We start from the raw sequence: 15,688 nt of genomic DNA on the forward strand, positions 1-15,688 counted from the left end.
TCTCCTTTCTCTCGTTATAGTAAGTACAATTCATCATATCTTTCCCTGCAGGTGATATACATAAGCAAGGACTTCAGCAACCGCCTTATAAAGTTCTGGAGGAACCAGTTCTCCAACTTCAACGTTAGCATAAAGCATTCTGGCAAGTGGCTTATTTTCAACTATTTCAACATTGTTTTCCCTTGCTATCTCTTTGATCTTTTGAGCAAGGAAATCAGCACCCTTTGCGATGACCATAGGCGCTTCTGCTGACTCAGCATCATATTTGATAGCAACAGCAAAGTGAGTAGGGTTCGTAATAACAACATCTGCCTGAGGAAGCTGCTGCATCATTCTGCGCTGTGAAGCCTGCATCATTCTTCTCTTCTGAGCACTCTTAACTTCAGGATTTCCTTCAGAGTTTTTGTACTCATCCTTTACTTCCTGCTTGGTCATCATCATATCTTTTCTGAATTTACGTCTCTGATAGATGAGGTCTGCAAAGGCAATAAACATATAAGCAATTGCAATCCTGATGCCTAGGCTAATGACAAGATTACCCATTAGTCCAATTGCCTGATTAAGTGGCATGTCATATAGCAGAAACAAAGACTCTTTTCTGCCAATAAAAAATGTATAGATAACCACAGCCATGATTGAAAGCTTAAGTATAGATTTTAAAAGTTCAAAGAGCTTTCTAGTTGAAAAGATCTTCTTCATTCCAGAAACAGGATTAAGCTTAGAAAGTTTTGGCTGCAAAGGCTTAGTTGTGGGCTTATATCCAACCTGAACAAAATCGCAGATAAAAACTACGGAAAAACCAATGATAAAAAACGGAGCACAAAGAAGTAACAGCGTAAGCATTGAATTATTTACAATGCTCCTAAGATAGGCTATGGGTAGATATCCATCATAGGTTCTTGCCACATTTGGAATAGCGTTATATACCCTTTCGAATGTGCTCTTAAATACACTTCCCATAAAGGAATAAAAAAATCTTAATATGAGAAAAAGTGCAAGCAAACTAAAAGCCGTCGCTATTTCCTGGCTCTTAGCCACCTGTCCTTCTTTTCTGGCATCATCAAGCTTTTTAGCTGTTGGCTCTTCTGTCTTCTCAGCACCGTTTGCATCTTCAGCAAAAAACTGAAGATCATATGAAATTAGTAGCTGGCTATCATCAAGTTTAGCCAGCTTGCATGCTGTAGACAAAATCATGCATTAACTCCTTGATATTGATATAAACAAAGTTCGATGCACTTCCCAGCATAGAAACTGTAATAAACATAACCATTAGACCAATAATGATCTTGATCTGAATACCGACAGAGAACATGTTCATCTGCGGTGAAACCTTTGCTAGAACGCCAAGAACAACGTTTGTAATGAAAGTTATGATAAAGATCGGAAGGGCTATTCTAAAACCTATTACAACGTAATCTCTTAAAAATGAAACTATAGCATCAAGCATTCTGTCTGAATGAATAGTTACCGTATTTATAGGAATCAATACAAACGAGTCAGCCAAAGCCTTAAGAATATAGTGATACATTCCTGATAAGATAAGCATCACAGTAAGAGTCTGTGAATACAATGTACCAGTAATAGATGTCTGCTCATTTGTATTAGGATCAAACAGGCTTACCATAGAAAGACCTATCTGCATATCAATAATGGTACCTGCAAAGTTAACTATAAGAGTACTAAGCTGAACTGCATAACCAATCAGGAATCCTGCCATAACCTCTTTTAACACGATAACTGTATAGCCAATGATCGTGTTATAATTTGGCGCTTCATAAGGAACAGCACCGTAGATAAGTATAGAAAGCAGTAAGCTAAAGCCAATCTTGACCTGATTAGGGGTCTGTCTGCCACCAAAAAACGGACAAACAAATATGAAGCTTGTTATTCTTACAAGAATCAAAAGAAATATCTCAAGATCCCCATATCTAAACGTGTAATCGATCATGTGATACCTCTATCTGACATACTGTGAAAAATCAGACCAAAGCTGATTGATATAACCAGATAATTCTGTAAGCATCCAGTTACCTATCAGCATTATCATTATAAAAACGCCTATTACCTTAGGAACAAAGGTAAGGGTCTGCTCCTGAATAGATGTAACAGTCTGAAAAATCGAGATGATAAGTCCGATGATCATTGATGTCAAAAGTACAGGCAGTGACATCTTGATAACTAAGAATAACGCACTATTTATTATTGTGTTGATGTCTGATAATGTGATCATAAAATGCCCCCTTAATAGAACGACTTAACAAGGTTGCCTATTATTAAACTCCAACCATCAGCCAGAACAAATAATAAAATCTTAAACGGCATTGAAATTGTAGTTGGCGGCAGCATCATCATACCCATACTCATAAGTACCGAAGCTACTACCATGTCTATAACAATAAACGGAACATAAATAAGGAATCCAATAATAAACGCTGTTCTAAGCTCACTTATAATAAAGCTTGGAATCAGAACGACATTAGGGATGCTGTCAAGCTCACCATCCCACTCTATTCCGTCGATTTCCATAAACAAAATAACATCTTTTTTCTGAGTCTGGCCATACATAAACTGCCTAAACGGCTTCATTGCTGTATCTATGAACTCTTTCTGGTCGATCTCACCGTTCTCAAAAGGAACAACAGCATCATTATATGCAGCTGTCAAAGTAGGCTGCATAATAAAAAGTGTCATAAACAAAGCAATCCCAATCATCACCAGATTAGGTGGCGATGTTTGGGTTCCAATAGCAGTTCTTGTAAAGTGTAGCGCAACGATGATCCTGGTAAAAGAGGTCATCATCACAAGAAGAGTTGGTGCCAAAGAAATAAGCGTAAGTGTAATAAGTATTCTAAGAGCACCATTTACCGAACCGTTGCCGTTATCATATGTAACAGTCACAGTATTGGCAATATTCAGCTCCTTAAGATCATCCGGGTCTTCCGAAGAACCTGGAGCATTGATATTTGTCCTTTCATCCTGAGAGCCAGTCAGGTGGCTATCTCTATCAGTTGTAGGATCAGTTGGCGTTGTATCCTCAACAACGTTTTCAGTAGCGTGTACTGAAAGTGGAACTGAAAAAGCAAAAGTTGAGATAAGTAACACAGAAACAACGGCCAGAACAAATCTCTTGATTACAGTTTTCTTATTCAGTTTTGATTCTCCCCGCTTAATCTTCATGTTACTTTTTTATCTCGCCCTTAAACTTTTCAAATACTTCTTTAAAACTAAGTGTTGTAGAACCATCCTCTTTGGTAATTAGAGAGTCCTTATCGATCTCACCAAGAGCAGTGATCTCATCCTTGCCAACAGCAATAGCCATGTACTTATCTCCTACACGAACAATCTGAATATACTTGTTGACAGATATTCTACTGGTCTCGATGATCTCAATATTCCCTGAGGAAGTTTTCTCTTTTTGGTATCCCGCAAGAAATTTAGTTACATAGTAAGTAGCCGCAAGAACACCGACGAAAATGATCAATATAGAAATAAACTGTAAATATGAATCAGCTGTCATCTAAACTTCCTTTACTGAACTATCTCAGTAACTCTTACACCAAAACTTTCTTCGATAACTACAACTTCTCCCTTTGCTACGAACTTACCATTAACAAGAACGTCTACAGGTTCACCTGCAACCTTGTCAAGCTCAATGATAGTTCCAGGAGCAAAATCAAGGATATCTGAAATAGGTTTTGCTGTTCTACCAAGCTCAACAGTTACTTCAAGAGGAACATCCTTGATGATTCCGATATTCTCTCCACCTGCCATGATAGTTGTACCACCAGAAAAATTCTGGAACTGAGCAGGCTGAATATTCATATTCATCATCTGAGGAGCCATCATCTGCGGCATTGCCATCTGCATCTGAGGCATTCCCATCTGAGGCATTGGCTGACCCTGCATCATAGAAGGATCCATCTGAGGAGCCATCTGTGGCTGTGGAGCTGGTGCTGGTGCTGGCTCTGGAGCAGGCGCAGCAGCTGGTGCAGCTTCCTGTGAACTTTCATCAGCAGCAATAACTGTATCTTTAAGAGTCTTAGCAAAATCAATTGGATAAAGCTGCATAAGCGTTGAATCTACAAGCTCTCCAACCTGCATCTTGAAAGAGATCTTAACAAATGTTCCAGTAAGGAACTCAGCAATATCTGATGGATCATCGTTGATCATATCAAGAACAGTAGCCTGTGGCGGGCTGATATCAACCTTCTGATTGATCATTGTAGAAAGAGATGTGGCAGCAGCACCCATCATCTGGTTCATAGCTTCTGAAATAGCAGAAAGCTGTAATTCGCCTATCTCTCCATCTGTATTAGTACCATCACCACCCATCATGAGGTCGGTGATTACCATAACGTCATGTTCTTTTAAGATCAGGATATTTGTTCCATCAAGACCAACAGTGTATTTGATCTGGATAAATACGCATGGTCTTTCATAGTTATTTATTACATTCTCCCAATTAGCAAGTTCTACTTGAGGTGTTGTAATATTAACCTTCTGATTTACAAGGGAATACAGCGTTGTAGCTGAAGATCCCATGCTGATATTAGCTACTTCACCGATTGCATCTTTTTCAGAATCAGTAAGTAGCGATTCATCTATTGCTCCACCTCCAACTGGTGGTGTAGATACAGCAGCCTCTGCTGGAGCAGCATCACCGCCTCCGTCAGCAGGTGCATCAGCTGGTGTATCTCCGCCAGCAGACGTATCCATTCCGGCAAGCAAAGCATTAATTTCGTCCTGTGACAACATTCCATCCATGCTCTACTCTTCCTCCTCTCTCACAACCGAAGTAATTCTTACGGCATATTTCTCTTTGGCAGTTCCAGGTAGTGCAGTAAACTTAAACAGATTACCCACATATACCTGCATGTCAGTATTTACCCTATTATCAAGCCTTATGATATCTCCGGCCTGAAGATGTACAAAATCATTAACAGAAACATTACATTTACCAAGTATGGCTTTAACTGGTACATCAACATGTCTGACCATGGTCTCAAGAGTTTCCTCATAGTCCTCATCATTGTTCTTTTGCATCGTTGAGAACCAGAACTTGGTATTCAGCTTATCCATAACACTCTCTAAGGTGAAATATGGCAAGCATACATTCATAAGACCTTCTGTATCGCCAATCTTGATATTCAGCGTAACGATAGCGATCATATCTGTTGGTGAAATAACCTGCGCAAACTGTGGATTTGTCTCTATCCTCTCCATAACAGGATTGATAGAAACAACGTTCTGCCAAGGTTCTACCATAAGCTGCATACAGATTGTTACAAGCTTCTCTATAAGTGGCATCTCAATGTCGGTGAATGGTCTTGGTTTATCCAAGGTTCCTCCTTCACCTCCAAGCATTCTGTCAATAAAAGAGAATCCTATGTTTGCCTGCAATTCCAAAATAATATTACCCTGTAAAGGAAGGAAACTTATTACTCCCAAAATAACAGGATTGGAAAGAGCATTACTAAATTCAGAATATGTAACAGTCTCTGAGTTAGCTACAGATACAGTTACGTTCTTTCTGAGATATAGTGGCAAAGTTGTGGATAAAAGTCGTCCATAATGTTCGTAGATCATCTCCAAAGTTCGAAGATGCTCTTTGGAGAATTTAGCAGGACGTTTGAAGTCATAATCTTTGACTTTCTTTTCGTCAGCTGCCTGCATCTGATCCACATCAAGTTCACCGCTACTTAGCGCTGCCAACAGACCATCTATTTCGCTTTGTGACAGTACTTCACTCAAAATGGATCTCCTTTCTGTATTTATTAAATACCGATCTATTCATGATCATCATGAATAGATTGCACTAATACTTACGTCGTAAATAAAGTTTGAACCGTAAAGCTCCTGAACAGCTTCAAGAACCTGGTCTTTTGCTGTCTGCATATCAGCCTGAAGTTCTTCCATTGTGTAACTTGAAAGGACATCAATAACTTTAGCCTTAACAAGATCGCTCATACTAGCAAGTGATTCAGAAGAACCATAGGTTGCATAGTCCTGAGAAGCTGTATTCATTGAAAATACAACATCAGCAAGCATGTAATGAGTCTTTCCATCTGCGCCAGGCTTAAGACTGATAGTAAGGTTGTTATCACCTGTATAACCAAATGTAGCTATGTTTGCTACACCAACAGTTCCTGAATTTGAATTTGAAAAGCCTCCGCCTGCTCCGCCGCTAGCTTCAAGCTCAAGCGCAGCAGCAATATCAGAGATAAGCTTTGCTGTCTGAGAATTTGTTGTCATTACGCTAAGAAGCATAAAGCCATTCATAGCAAGGTTAATGACTAAAAGTGCCAAGATGATGATTGATAAAAGATTCTTTTTCATTTAGGACTATCTCCCCTCTTTAATAAGATGAACTAAGTGGATTGTAAATCTTTATTTCTACTCTTCTGTTGCGGGCTCTGCCCTCATCTGTAGAATTGTCAGCAATTGGAGAATACTCTCCTCGACCTGTATGAACAATGTTTGCAGGATCAAGATTAGTATTTTCACAAAGGTAATAAAAGATTGAAAGAGCTCTTCCTGAACTAAGCTCATCGTTGTTAGCATATTTTCCGCCAGAAGACATAGGAACATTATCCGTATGTCCTTCAATCTCAATAGTACCTCCAGCATAGGTTTCAAGTATCTGACCAACCTTATCGATAACAGGTATAGCGTCATCTTTAATATCTGTCTTACCAGAATCAAAAAGAATTGAACCCTGAATAGTGAGCTGTACAAACTGGCTTGTGTAATTCAGAGATACTTCATTATCTACATCTCCAGCTTCAAGAGCTGCTTCAATCTTTTCAGCAAGCTCTTCTGATGCTTCCATCTGTTCCTCTTCAGCAGCTTCTAACAGTTCCTTTTGTTCCATTTCTCCAATAGCTGTCTCTTCTGAATCAGAATCCTCGCCGCTCTGAGCAAGTCCCATTGAAGTGATATAACTAGATAAAGCACTAAGCTGAGAAACACCATCACCAATAAGTGCTCCCTGTCCTATAGCCATTTCTCCACCGGAGAAGATACCGAAAGCATTACTAAATGATGCTGCTACTTCCTCGAACTTTGCCGCATCCATGTTAGCCATTGAGAAAAGAAGTACGAAGAAACAAAGAAGCAGATTCATCAGATCACCAAAGGTACCCTGCCAGGCCGGCAGACCAGGTTTTATCTCCTCTTGTCTCTTTGCCATTATTCTCCGCCTCCATCGCCAGTGCCATTTTCAGCTTCATAAGCAGATCTATCAGCAGGTGAAAGGAATGATTTAAGCTTCTCTTCTGTAACACGTGGGTTTTCACCAGCCTGTATAGACAAAAGACCTTCAATGATAATGCTCTTTGTCATGTACTCAGCATTACTTCTGGCCTTTAACTTATTTTCAGCAGGATAACAGAACCAGTTAGCAAGAACTGATCCATAGAATGTTGTAATGAGGGCAACCGCCATGGATGGTCCGATTGATGAAGGATCAGACATGTTCTGAAGCATAAGAACCAGTCCAAGGAGGGTACCGATCATACCCCATGAAGGACCCATACCAGCAACATCGCCAAAGAATGAATAGTTCTCTTTGTGACGCTCCGCCATGGCATCAATTTCAGCTTCAAGAATGCTCTTTACAAGTTCAGGCTCAGTACCGTCTACGATAAGCATGACGCCCTTCTTCATGAAAGCATCCTCCAAACTACCAGCAGCTTCTTCCAATGCAAGAAGGCCTTCTTTTCTAGCTGTATTTGAAAGATCAATGATTTTTTTGATAACAGATTTGGTGTCATCAGTTGGCATCTTAAAGATCAAAGTATATGACTTAAGACCGCTCATGAAACTCGGCATACTTCTTGATCCCAAAACGGCCATGAAGGCTCCTCCAAAGGTGATCATAGCTGAAGGCGCATCAAGGAAGTATTTAACACCCGTGATACCAGCTGAGAACACAATACTCAGGATCATGAATATAAAACATAGACCTACACCAAGTAAAGACGCAATATCCACAACAAACTCCCCTTTCTCATATTTATAGTGAACATCATTTACTTATTCGATAATTTATTTCAAAATTAATTTTCTTGAATCATCTTGTAGATTTCATCAGGGTTTTCTTTGACTAATAACTTCCTACCCGAGTTTAGGATAATGATGGTATCTGGATTAGCTTCTACAGTCTCAATGGAAGAAATATTTAGAAGAATCTTACGCGTATCCATTTTGGTCAACTCAATAATCTTAGACATTAACCCCTCACCTAATATAAAATTTCACTCATTCAAAAAATTTCATTCTAAAATGAAACTTTATTTCTAATCACTACTATTTTACCACGTTTTCAATGCAAAATCTCTATGCCACGTTCACAATTTAGACATATTTTAAATTTTATTACAGAAATGCAATGTGATTTATGTAATATTTTTTCACATTTACATTGTCCAAAATCTATTTTTGGACATAGTACTACATATTGTGGTATTAAAATCATTTTACCACAACAAGTCAATATATTACAGTAGATTATTTAAAGAATTGCTAAAAGAATAATCTTTGTCTAATATACAGTTAGTGTTTGCATGGTATAATGTTTTTATAGATACGCTATTTAGTTTCTTTAAACAAGGAGCTCCCATGAAAAAAGAAATAGATAACTCAGTTCTTATCTCAGATGATGGCACTATTAAGAGCAATAAAAAGATATATACTATCTCCTTTGTAATAATATGCCATGTTTTTACTATTATTCTGATTGTTTTAGGATTACTTGCATTTATAAGTGGTAACTTTTAATTTCTGCGCTTACCAAAAGGGTGAATGATTATGGCTGATTCAAAGCAAAGAATATATGAAGTCATAGAAGTTTCAAAAGAAGGCGATGCCTCCAGTAGAGCCTACGATATCTTAATGAACACTACTATCTTTGTAGGCATGATACCGCTTACTCTCAAAGCTGATAATCTCTATACTCAGTTCATTGAGATATTAACTGGCATCATTCTTATAATAGATTATTGTTCAAGAGTCTATACTGCAGATTATAAGATGGGTTACAAAAGTGCTAAGGCGTATATAGCTTACATTTTTACGCCTCTTGCCATTTTTGATTTTCTGTCTATTCTTCCACTTTTATATTTCGTCTTTCCTATATCTTCTGCTATCAAGCTCTTAAAACTCTTTAGGATATTTAGAGTCTTAAAGCTTATAAGATATTCAAAGACAATGATCGTTATCGCAAATGTAATAAGAAAGGTAAAGAATCAGCTCCTAGCTGTACTTATCCTGATAATCATTTATATAGTTGTTTCTGCAATGCTGATCTTCCAATTAGAACCAGATCTCTTCACTAACTTTTTTGACGCATTATACTGGGCAACCATTTCCATCACAACAATTGGTTACGGAGATATTTCCCCTTGTACTCAAGTTGGACGAATGATCACTATGATATCTGCTCTTGTGGGAGTTGCAGTCATTGCTCTTCCTTCAGGCATCATTACAGCTGCCTATATGAATGAGATCAACAAAAAGAAATCCAAATATGAATTATAGTTTTAAGCACATAAATGGCCCCGCCGAAAACCGGCAGGGCCTTAATTTTGTCTAAAGATTATCTCTTAAGGTTTGTAAGCTCTTCAAGAAGTGTATCAGATACTGTGATGATACGGCTGTTAGCCTGGAAACCACGCTGTGTTGTGATCATCTCTGTAAACTGTGATGAGAGGTCTACGTTAGACATTTCAAGTACACCAGTGTTCATGTAACCACCATCAGTGGTGATGTCCTGAATTGTAGCTTCACCAGAGTTAAGTGTTGATGCATACAGGTTATCACCTTCCTTTGAAAGACCTGATGCATTAGCAAACTCCGCAGATGCGATCTGTCCAAGGAGCTTGGTCTGACCATTTGAATATGTTGCATAGATCTGACCGTCTGTACTGATCGATACGCCATTCATCTCACCAACTGCACGTCCTGTGTTAAGAGACTTCTTGTCGCCCTTAACAGCCTTGATCGTAGATGATCCGTTTGTGTTGTAATTTGTAACTGTTGAGAAGTCAAACTGTACATCACCAGGATTATGAGTTGTATCGCCTGCTGTCTGCTGATAGCCAAAGGCTTCAAGACCAGGAATTGACTGGTTGAAGTTCATTGTTACAAGACCTGCATCACTTGTATCAGCTGAAACAAGAGAACCATTAGCTGCATCAAACTTAAGCTGTACAGAATGCTTACCTACTGTAAGGTTAATAGCACCTGTTGAAGTATTGATCTCATAAGTACCATCAATACCATATGCATCAGCCTGTTCATCAGTGATTCCATAAACCTTATTTAAAAGACCTTTGTTATCGCCTTCTGCTGTTGTAAGAAGATCTGCTATATTTCCCTTTACAGGTACTGATTCATAAGCTGTCTCTGATGTATAGTTAAGTGTTCCATCACCATTATCAGAAACTGAATATCCAGTAGACATTCCCTTTGCAGTCTCGGTTACGCTGTGAGCAATTGATACATATCCTAAAGTATCAGTATTGTTTGAGAATGTAATTGTATATTCCTGACCAGAAGCTAAGCTTGGAATATTTGTATTTGTTCCAAATGCATCACCAAGAAGTGTCTCGTAAGGATTATTTCCACTTGTAATTGTTGCTGTAAGACTTGTAAGTCCATAAGCCTTAGCAAATGTAGAAGCTCCAACATATACGCCCTTTGGCTGTACTGGCTGTGTATCAGTAAACTTTGTAGTATCAAGTTCACCTTCAGCTTCAATCTGATGTGAATAAGTGATCACAGCACCAGTTCCATCTCTAAGAGCCTGTGCTCCGCCAAGTTCCTGAGCTTCATATGAGAACATAAGACCTGTAGTACCTGTAATTGAAGTTTCCTTTACATCAGTAACAACCGAAAGACTCTTAGCTGTCATTGCGCTCTGAATTTCTTCAGCAGCCTTCTTTGCTGAGTTGTATTTAGCAATCTCAGTATTGTTAGCTGTGATTTTTGCATCAGCAGCATCATAATCTGCCTGAGCTGCAGCTTTATCTGCCTCAGCCTGTGTAACATCTGTAGGATCTGAATTTGGATCATTAATGATAAGATCTGCAGCTTCGATTGCCTGCTGCTTTTGTGTCTTTATCTCTTCTTGCGCCTCATTATCAGAAGTAAGAGTATTGATCTGATTATCAATATAGTCAAGAACATCAGTTATATCCTGAGTCTCAATTCCAGTAGATACATCAATACTGCCATCTGTAAATGCAGTTGTAAGATTATTAACATCTGCCTGTACTGCAGAACCGCCTGTAGTCTCAGTCTTTGTTACATCTTCATAATTCTTTACATATAAAGTGATGTTATCATCAGCTGAATTGAATGAATAAAATACCTGATCAAGACTTCTTGTCTCACCAGCAGGAGCTGCATCTACCCAATCCTGAGCTGCCTGAAGTACAGTCTTACCTGTTGTTGTTCCATCAAGTGTATAGTACTGACCAACAGTTGCAATCTTATTATATGCACCTGGGTTAGTTGATGTAGCCTGTGGAACTGATACATGTCTCTTGATCTCCATCTTAGGTGGAGTTGTCGCATTATAATATGTATAGTCGTAATCTGCTGAGCCATAAAGATCAGAGATTCCAAATACCTTTGAAAGGAAATCTGTATCAGCAAAAGCACTTGCGCTTGAATTTGCTGTAGAATCAGGAATATGATAAGCCTCAAGTGTTGCTGGATCTACAAAGTACTTCTCTGATGAGTTTGTCTTATAAGTGTACTTAGCTGTTGCATACCATCCATCAGCTGCAGCAAGGTCAACCTTGTTGAACTTTATTGTAAGTTCACCAGTCTGGTCATCAATCTTATATGTTGCATCTGCTGGATAATTCTTTTCATCTGTATCTGTAACGTTATAAACAGTATTAAGGATTCCTGAATAGCTCTTTGAGCTTGTGCTCATAAGATCTGATAAATAACCATTTAATGGAACCTGTTTGTACTTAACATCCCCGCCTTCTGCATTGATAGCGATATTTTCGCCAGAAGCATCAAGTACGATTGAATACTTAGTTCCCTTATCAAATGACTGTGATCTTGTTGGGCTCTCAACATTACCGAATGTGATCTCTTTTAAAAGATCGGGTCCGATACTCTTTCCATCAGAATCGATGATATCTGTAAGAGTAAGTGCGAACTGGTGATCATAGCCAGTATCCTTTAATGTAAACTTACCTGTGTAAAGGTAACCTTTGTTGTCATAGAACTCAAGTGTTACAGTCTTACCATCATCAGAAATGAGGTTCTTGTCATGGTCATCGATGTTTCCACTGTAAAGAGCTGCTGTTGTAGATGCTGGTGAATATGTGCTATTAGCTGCACTCATGATCTGAAGGCTTGAAAGTCCGCCATTCTTGTTAATTGTGATCTCACCAGTTTCCTTATCTTCCTGAGCTACCCAGCCCTGTACGAAGTAACCATTTGACTGCATTGCAAGGTTACCAGCACCATCTACATAGAAAGAACCATCTCTTGTGTAAAGGTTTTCATTACCGTTGTTAACGATAAAGAAAGACTCACCTGTGATCATAATATCGAATGGGTTATTGGTTGTCTGTGTTGCACCCTGAGATGTAATAGCTGTATTGATAGCACCAGACTTAGCACCAAGACCGATCTGGCGGGCATTTACACCACCCTTGGTCTCTGTAGCTCCTGAAGCTGTCTGTGTTGTCTGATACATAAGATCTGAAAATGTAATAGACTGTGATTTGAAAGATGTGGTGTTAACGTTGGCAATATTGTTACCGATAACATCCATCTTGGTCTGGTGTGTCTTAAGACCTGCTACACCAGAATAAAGTGATCTCATCATAAGGCAAAGTCCTCCATCTTGTATTTAGCTTTTTTGAGATTTTGGACGGATGAGTGATAAAGAATGATCCCTTCAATCGGTCGGGGATCAAATGATTTCCTGCAATAGGTCCAATCACGCAATCACTGCTCCGTCAATATTTGTAAAAACATTACTTTTATTTTCTGTCTGATCCATTGCTGTCACTACTGTATTGTTCGGTACATTTACTATGAAAGCAAGCTGATCGATAAGTATAAGGGAATCCTTGATACCTTTCTCTGAAGCTTCAATCTTTCCATGCTCAAGTCTAGCCATCTGCTCTTTAGTAAGTTCGATATTTCTATCACTTAATCTATTTACAGCATGCTTAGAAAACTTAAGACTTTCCGAACCAATATTATTATCGACAGATTCCTCAGCTTTTTTAAGGATGTTAGCAAAAGAATTTTCACCTACAGGCAAAGTTCCAGAAGGCTTGTTGATCACACTTCCAGCATTTACAGATCCTGTCTTGATCTGATTCTGCATCTGGCCTATTGATAAAAACTGTCTATCATCCATTATCATGACTGTCTTTCCTCCTTTCTTCTAAATTTTCCGCAGCACCCGGATCCTTCCGGGCGCCACGTATATTTTAAGTAGTTGCTTTAATAAGTGTTCTGTGATCATTTCCTCTAATATCATCAATTCTGTTAACGAACTGAAGAAGTGATGTCACATAATCCTTATTCATAAGGTTCTTAGCTTTTTCATCCATCTTGTTCATGTAGAAATCATACATAGTATCGATGGTTGATCCGTGCTCTTCCTCAGAAATAAGATTGAGGTTAGGAAGCTTATCAATAGCTTCCTGGAAGTCCTTAACAACTTCAAGTGCATCTGTATAATCAGTAGAAAGAACTTCTGTAACATCATCGATGTTATAGTTAGTACCATTAATGCTAAGGTATGCTTTGTTGCCACTGTATGTAACAAAGTCTACAACGCCCTGTACCTCTGATGTCTTACCTGTATCAGCATTGACCTGAGTAACAGTTACAGTTTTACCTACCATCTCAGATGCTCTAGAAAGAGACATTGAATTAGCCATATTGTTAAGCTGTTCTACCTGAGTAAAGGTTGCATACTGCGAAATATATTCAGTATTTGATGTAGGTTCCATAGGATCCTGATATTTCATCTGAGCTACCAAGATCTTAAGAAAAGAGTCTTTGTCATAGCCAGATGCTGTGTTCATATCCTTGCTTTCTTTTGACTTATCAAGATTCTGAACCTGTCCATCCTTGATGATTGCGCTTACTGAATTATTATTTACTGCATTTGTTTCTGCCATTTTGACCTCTTTTCATAAGCAATTAGGCGGTATAATCAACTGTATTACCGTTTGCAGCCATCATCTGAGCTGTTATCTTATCTGAATCATCAAGTGCTTCGTCCTCAAGATCTGAAATAGATGAAAGATTGATACGTCTTGTATTCTTCTTACCCTTTTCAGTCTCATCACCGGTGCCTTGATGTTTACCTTGTTCATCAAGATTTCTTTCGAATTCATGACTTGCAATCGTAACTTCAATTGATGTAACCTTGATTCCCTGTGCTTCAAATTTTTGCTGAAGCTGGATCATCTGGCTTTCTACTGCCTCTTTTACTATCTCATTCTGAGCTGTGAACTTAGCAACTATTCCATCCTTGCTGCTAGTAAGCATTATGTTCACATTTCCAAGGCTTGCTGGATGAAGCTGAAGTTCCATCGTAGTCTCATCCTGACCAGAAGAAATAGTGATTCTCTCTGTGATCTGCCTGATGATATCTGCCATCTGAGCTCTGTCAGTGTACTGCATCTCTTGAGCCGGCTCATTCATAGCAGCTTCAGTAATATTATTTAGTACCTGATTGAAAAGATTAGGAGCACCAGCATCCTGATGGAAAGAACCTTTATTACTGTCATTTTCTGATCTTCCAGAAGCTTCTACTGGTCTGTTTTCCTCTGCATAGCTTCTTTCCAATGTAATTTCAGTTCTTTCTGCTGATGTCTTATCAGACTGTAGTGCGGTCTTGTCCTTAAACAATTCATCTCCAGCTTCGTTAATGATAACCTCAGGCATCTTCTCAGTCTCTTTTGAAAGATGTTCTGTAAAATCAGCCTTCACACCATTTATTACGTTCTGAAGTTCTTCATCAGATAAGTCAAACTCATTCATAAGCTGACTTCTCATATCTTCCGCACCCTCTAAGAGGTCCTGCAATGAAGTATAGAGATCTGAATCTGTTAAAAGTTCAAGTGCCTTGTCCTGTCCGATAACTCGTGTTACGAGCTCCTGTAAATTCTGCGGGTCTAAAAGATCTGCCATCATTAGTCCCATTGCCTGCATCATGCCAAGTATCTCGTCCTCTGATACATCGAAGGCTTCTGCAATTTCAGATACAAGCTTTTTGCCATCTTCCTCAATGGCTTCCTGCAGCTTTTTATCTGCTTCCGTGCTGTCTGTTTCTTTTAATCCTGTAGCATTAGCTTTTTCTGCATTATCTGCATTATTATAAGCTTCAGAAAACTTTTTGATATCCTTATCACTAGGACTTCCATTTTCCTTTTCAGTCTTCCTTGTAGCATCATCAGAGATGTTTTTCTGATCTGCATCCTTAAGTATCGCCTTATTGTCTTTTCCTGCATCATTTGCTTTTGTCTGCATCACTGTATCTGAAAACTGATTCAGGATGTTGTCAAAGCTTGCAGATGCTTTCGACGTGCCTTTGTTTGATTCTGCTACAGATGAAACATTAGTCGCTGCAGTACTTTGCGTCATGATCGGTAACAATGTACCAACCTGATTGGTTGTACTGCCCATCAAG

The 15,688-nt window shown here is 38.8% G+C and carries 16 protein-coding genes; 1 reads left to right on the plus strand and 15 read right to left on the minus strand.

Annotation, left to right across the window (positions count from 1 at the left end; all coding sequences use genetic code 11):
* Window positions 1-33 precede the first annotated feature (33 nt).
* From flhB to bhn_RS15430, 11 genes are all read right to left on the minus strand, one after another.
* Window positions 34-1,194, minus strand: a complete 1,161-nt coding sequence (flhB, locus tag bhn_RS07685) for a flagellar biosynthesis protein FlhB (protein WP_071176145.1) — start codon at window positions 1,192-1,194, stop codon at window positions 34-36.
* Window positions 1,163-1,948 (minus strand): flagellar biosynthetic protein FliR, encoded by a 786-nt coding sequence (fliR, locus tag bhn_RS07690; protein ID WP_071176146.1) that lies wholly within the window; start codon window positions 1,946-1,948, stop codon window positions 1,163-1,165. Before fliR ends, flhB begins: the two co-directional genes overlap by 32 nt.
* Window positions 1,949-1,957: 9 nt before the next feature.
* On the minus strand, window positions 1,958-2,230 hold the full coding sequence (gene fliQ / locus bhn_RS07695) for a flagellar biosynthesis protein FliQ (RefSeq protein ID WP_071176147.1): 273 nt from the start codon (window positions 2,228-2,230) through the stop codon (window positions 1,958-1,960).
* 11 nt (window positions 2,231-2,241) lie between these two features.
* Window positions 2,242-3,177 carry a flagellar type III secretion system pore protein FliP gene (fliP, locus tag bhn_RS07700; RefSeq protein ID WP_071176148.1) on the minus strand — a complete coding sequence of 312 codons (936 nt, stop codon included), beginning with the start codon at window positions 3,175-3,177 and terminating at the stop codon, window positions 2,242-2,244.
* A gap of 1 nt (window position 3,178) precedes the next feature.
* Window positions 3,179-3,517, minus strand: a complete 339-nt coding sequence (locus bhn_RS07705) for a flagellar biosynthetic protein FliO (RefSeq protein WP_071176149.1) — start codon at window positions 3,515-3,517, stop codon at window positions 3,179-3,181.
* Window positions 3,518-3,528: 11 nt separating this feature from the next.
* Window positions 3,529-4,764: a flagellar motor switch phosphatase FliY gene (fliY, locus tag bhn_RS07710; RefSeq protein ID WP_071176150.1), complete on the minus strand. Its 1,236-nt coding sequence runs from the start codon at window positions 4,762-4,764 to the stop codon at window positions 3,529-3,531.
* A 3-nt stretch (window positions 4,765-4,767) separates the two neighbouring features.
* The gene (fliM, locus tag bhn_RS07715) at window positions 4,768-5,751 is read right to left on the minus strand and encodes a flagellar motor switch protein FliM (RefSeq protein ID WP_071176151.1); all 984 of its coding nucleotides are present in this window, start codon (window positions 5,749-5,751) and stop codon (window positions 4,768-4,770) included.
* Between the two features lie 48 nt (window positions 5,752-5,799).
* Window positions 5,800-6,336: a flagellar basal body-associated FliL family protein gene (locus tag bhn_RS07720; RefSeq protein WP_071176152.1), complete on the minus strand. Its 537-nt coding sequence runs from the start codon at window positions 6,334-6,336 to the stop codon at window positions 5,800-5,802.
* A 19-nt stretch (window positions 6,337-6,355) separates the two neighbouring features.
* The gene (locus tag bhn_RS07725) at window positions 6,356-7,189 is read right to left on the minus strand and encodes an OmpA/MotB family protein (RefSeq protein WP_071176153.1); all 834 of its coding nucleotides are present in this window, start codon (window positions 7,187-7,189) and stop codon (window positions 6,356-6,358) included.
* Complete coding sequence (locus tag bhn_RS07730) at window positions 7,189-7,992, minus strand: motility protein A (protein WP_071176154.1); 804 nt, start codon at window positions 7,990-7,992, stop codon at window positions 7,189-7,191. The genes bhn_RS07725 and bhn_RS07730 overlap by 1 nt, the downstream gene beginning before the upstream one ends.
* Window positions 7,993-8,057: 65 nt before the next feature.
* The gene (locus tag bhn_RS15430) at window positions 8,058-8,231 is read right to left on the minus strand and encodes a flagellar FlbD family protein (RefSeq protein ID WP_083385831.1); all 174 of its coding nucleotides are present in this window, start codon (window positions 8,229-8,231) and stop codon (window positions 8,058-8,060) included.
* A gap of 577 nt (window positions 8,232-8,808) precedes the next feature.
* Between bhn_RS15430 and bhn_RS07735 the strand changes: the two genes are divergently transcribed.
* Entirely contained in the window at window positions 8,809-9,537 is a 729-nt protein-coding gene (locus bhn_RS07735; protein WP_071177471.1) for an ion transporter, read from the plus strand.
* A 58-nt stretch (window positions 9,538-9,595) separates the two neighbouring features.
* Here the strand turns inward: bhn_RS07735 and bhn_RS15940 are convergent, their stop codons facing one another.
* From bhn_RS15940 to bhn_RS07755, 4 genes are all read right to left on the minus strand, one after another.
* Entirely contained in the window at window positions 9,596-12,856 is a 3,261-nt protein-coding gene (locus bhn_RS15940) for a flagellar hook-basal body complex protein (RefSeq protein WP_071176155.1), read from the minus strand.
* 114 nt (window positions 12,857-12,970) lie between these two features.
* Window positions 12,971-13,405, minus strand: coding sequence for a TIGR02530 family flagellar biosynthesis protein (locus bhn_RS07745; RefSeq protein WP_071176156.1), 435 nt, complete (start codon window positions 13,403-13,405; stop codon window positions 12,971-12,973).
* A 67-nt stretch (window positions 13,406-13,472) separates the two neighbouring features.
* On the minus strand, window positions 13,473-14,171 hold the full coding sequence (locus bhn_RS07750; RefSeq protein ID WP_071176157.1) for a flagellar hook capping FlgD N-terminal domain-containing protein: 699 nt from the start codon (window positions 14,169-14,171) through the stop codon (window positions 13,473-13,475).
* 22 nt (window positions 14,172-14,193) lie between these two features.
* The gene (locus tag bhn_RS07755) at window positions 14,194-15,684 is read right to left on the minus strand and encodes a flagellar hook-length control protein FliK (RefSeq protein WP_071176158.1); all 1,491 of its coding nucleotides are present in this window, start codon (window positions 15,682-15,684) and stop codon (window positions 14,194-14,196) included.
* Between the last annotated feature and the right edge of the window lie 4 nt (window positions 15,685-15,688).

It is taken from the genome of Butyrivibrio hungatei, assembly GCF_001858005.1.
GTDB classification, from domain to species: domain Bacteria; phylum Bacillota; class Clostridia; order Lachnospirales; family Lachnospiraceae; genus Butyrivibrio; species Butyrivibrio hungatei.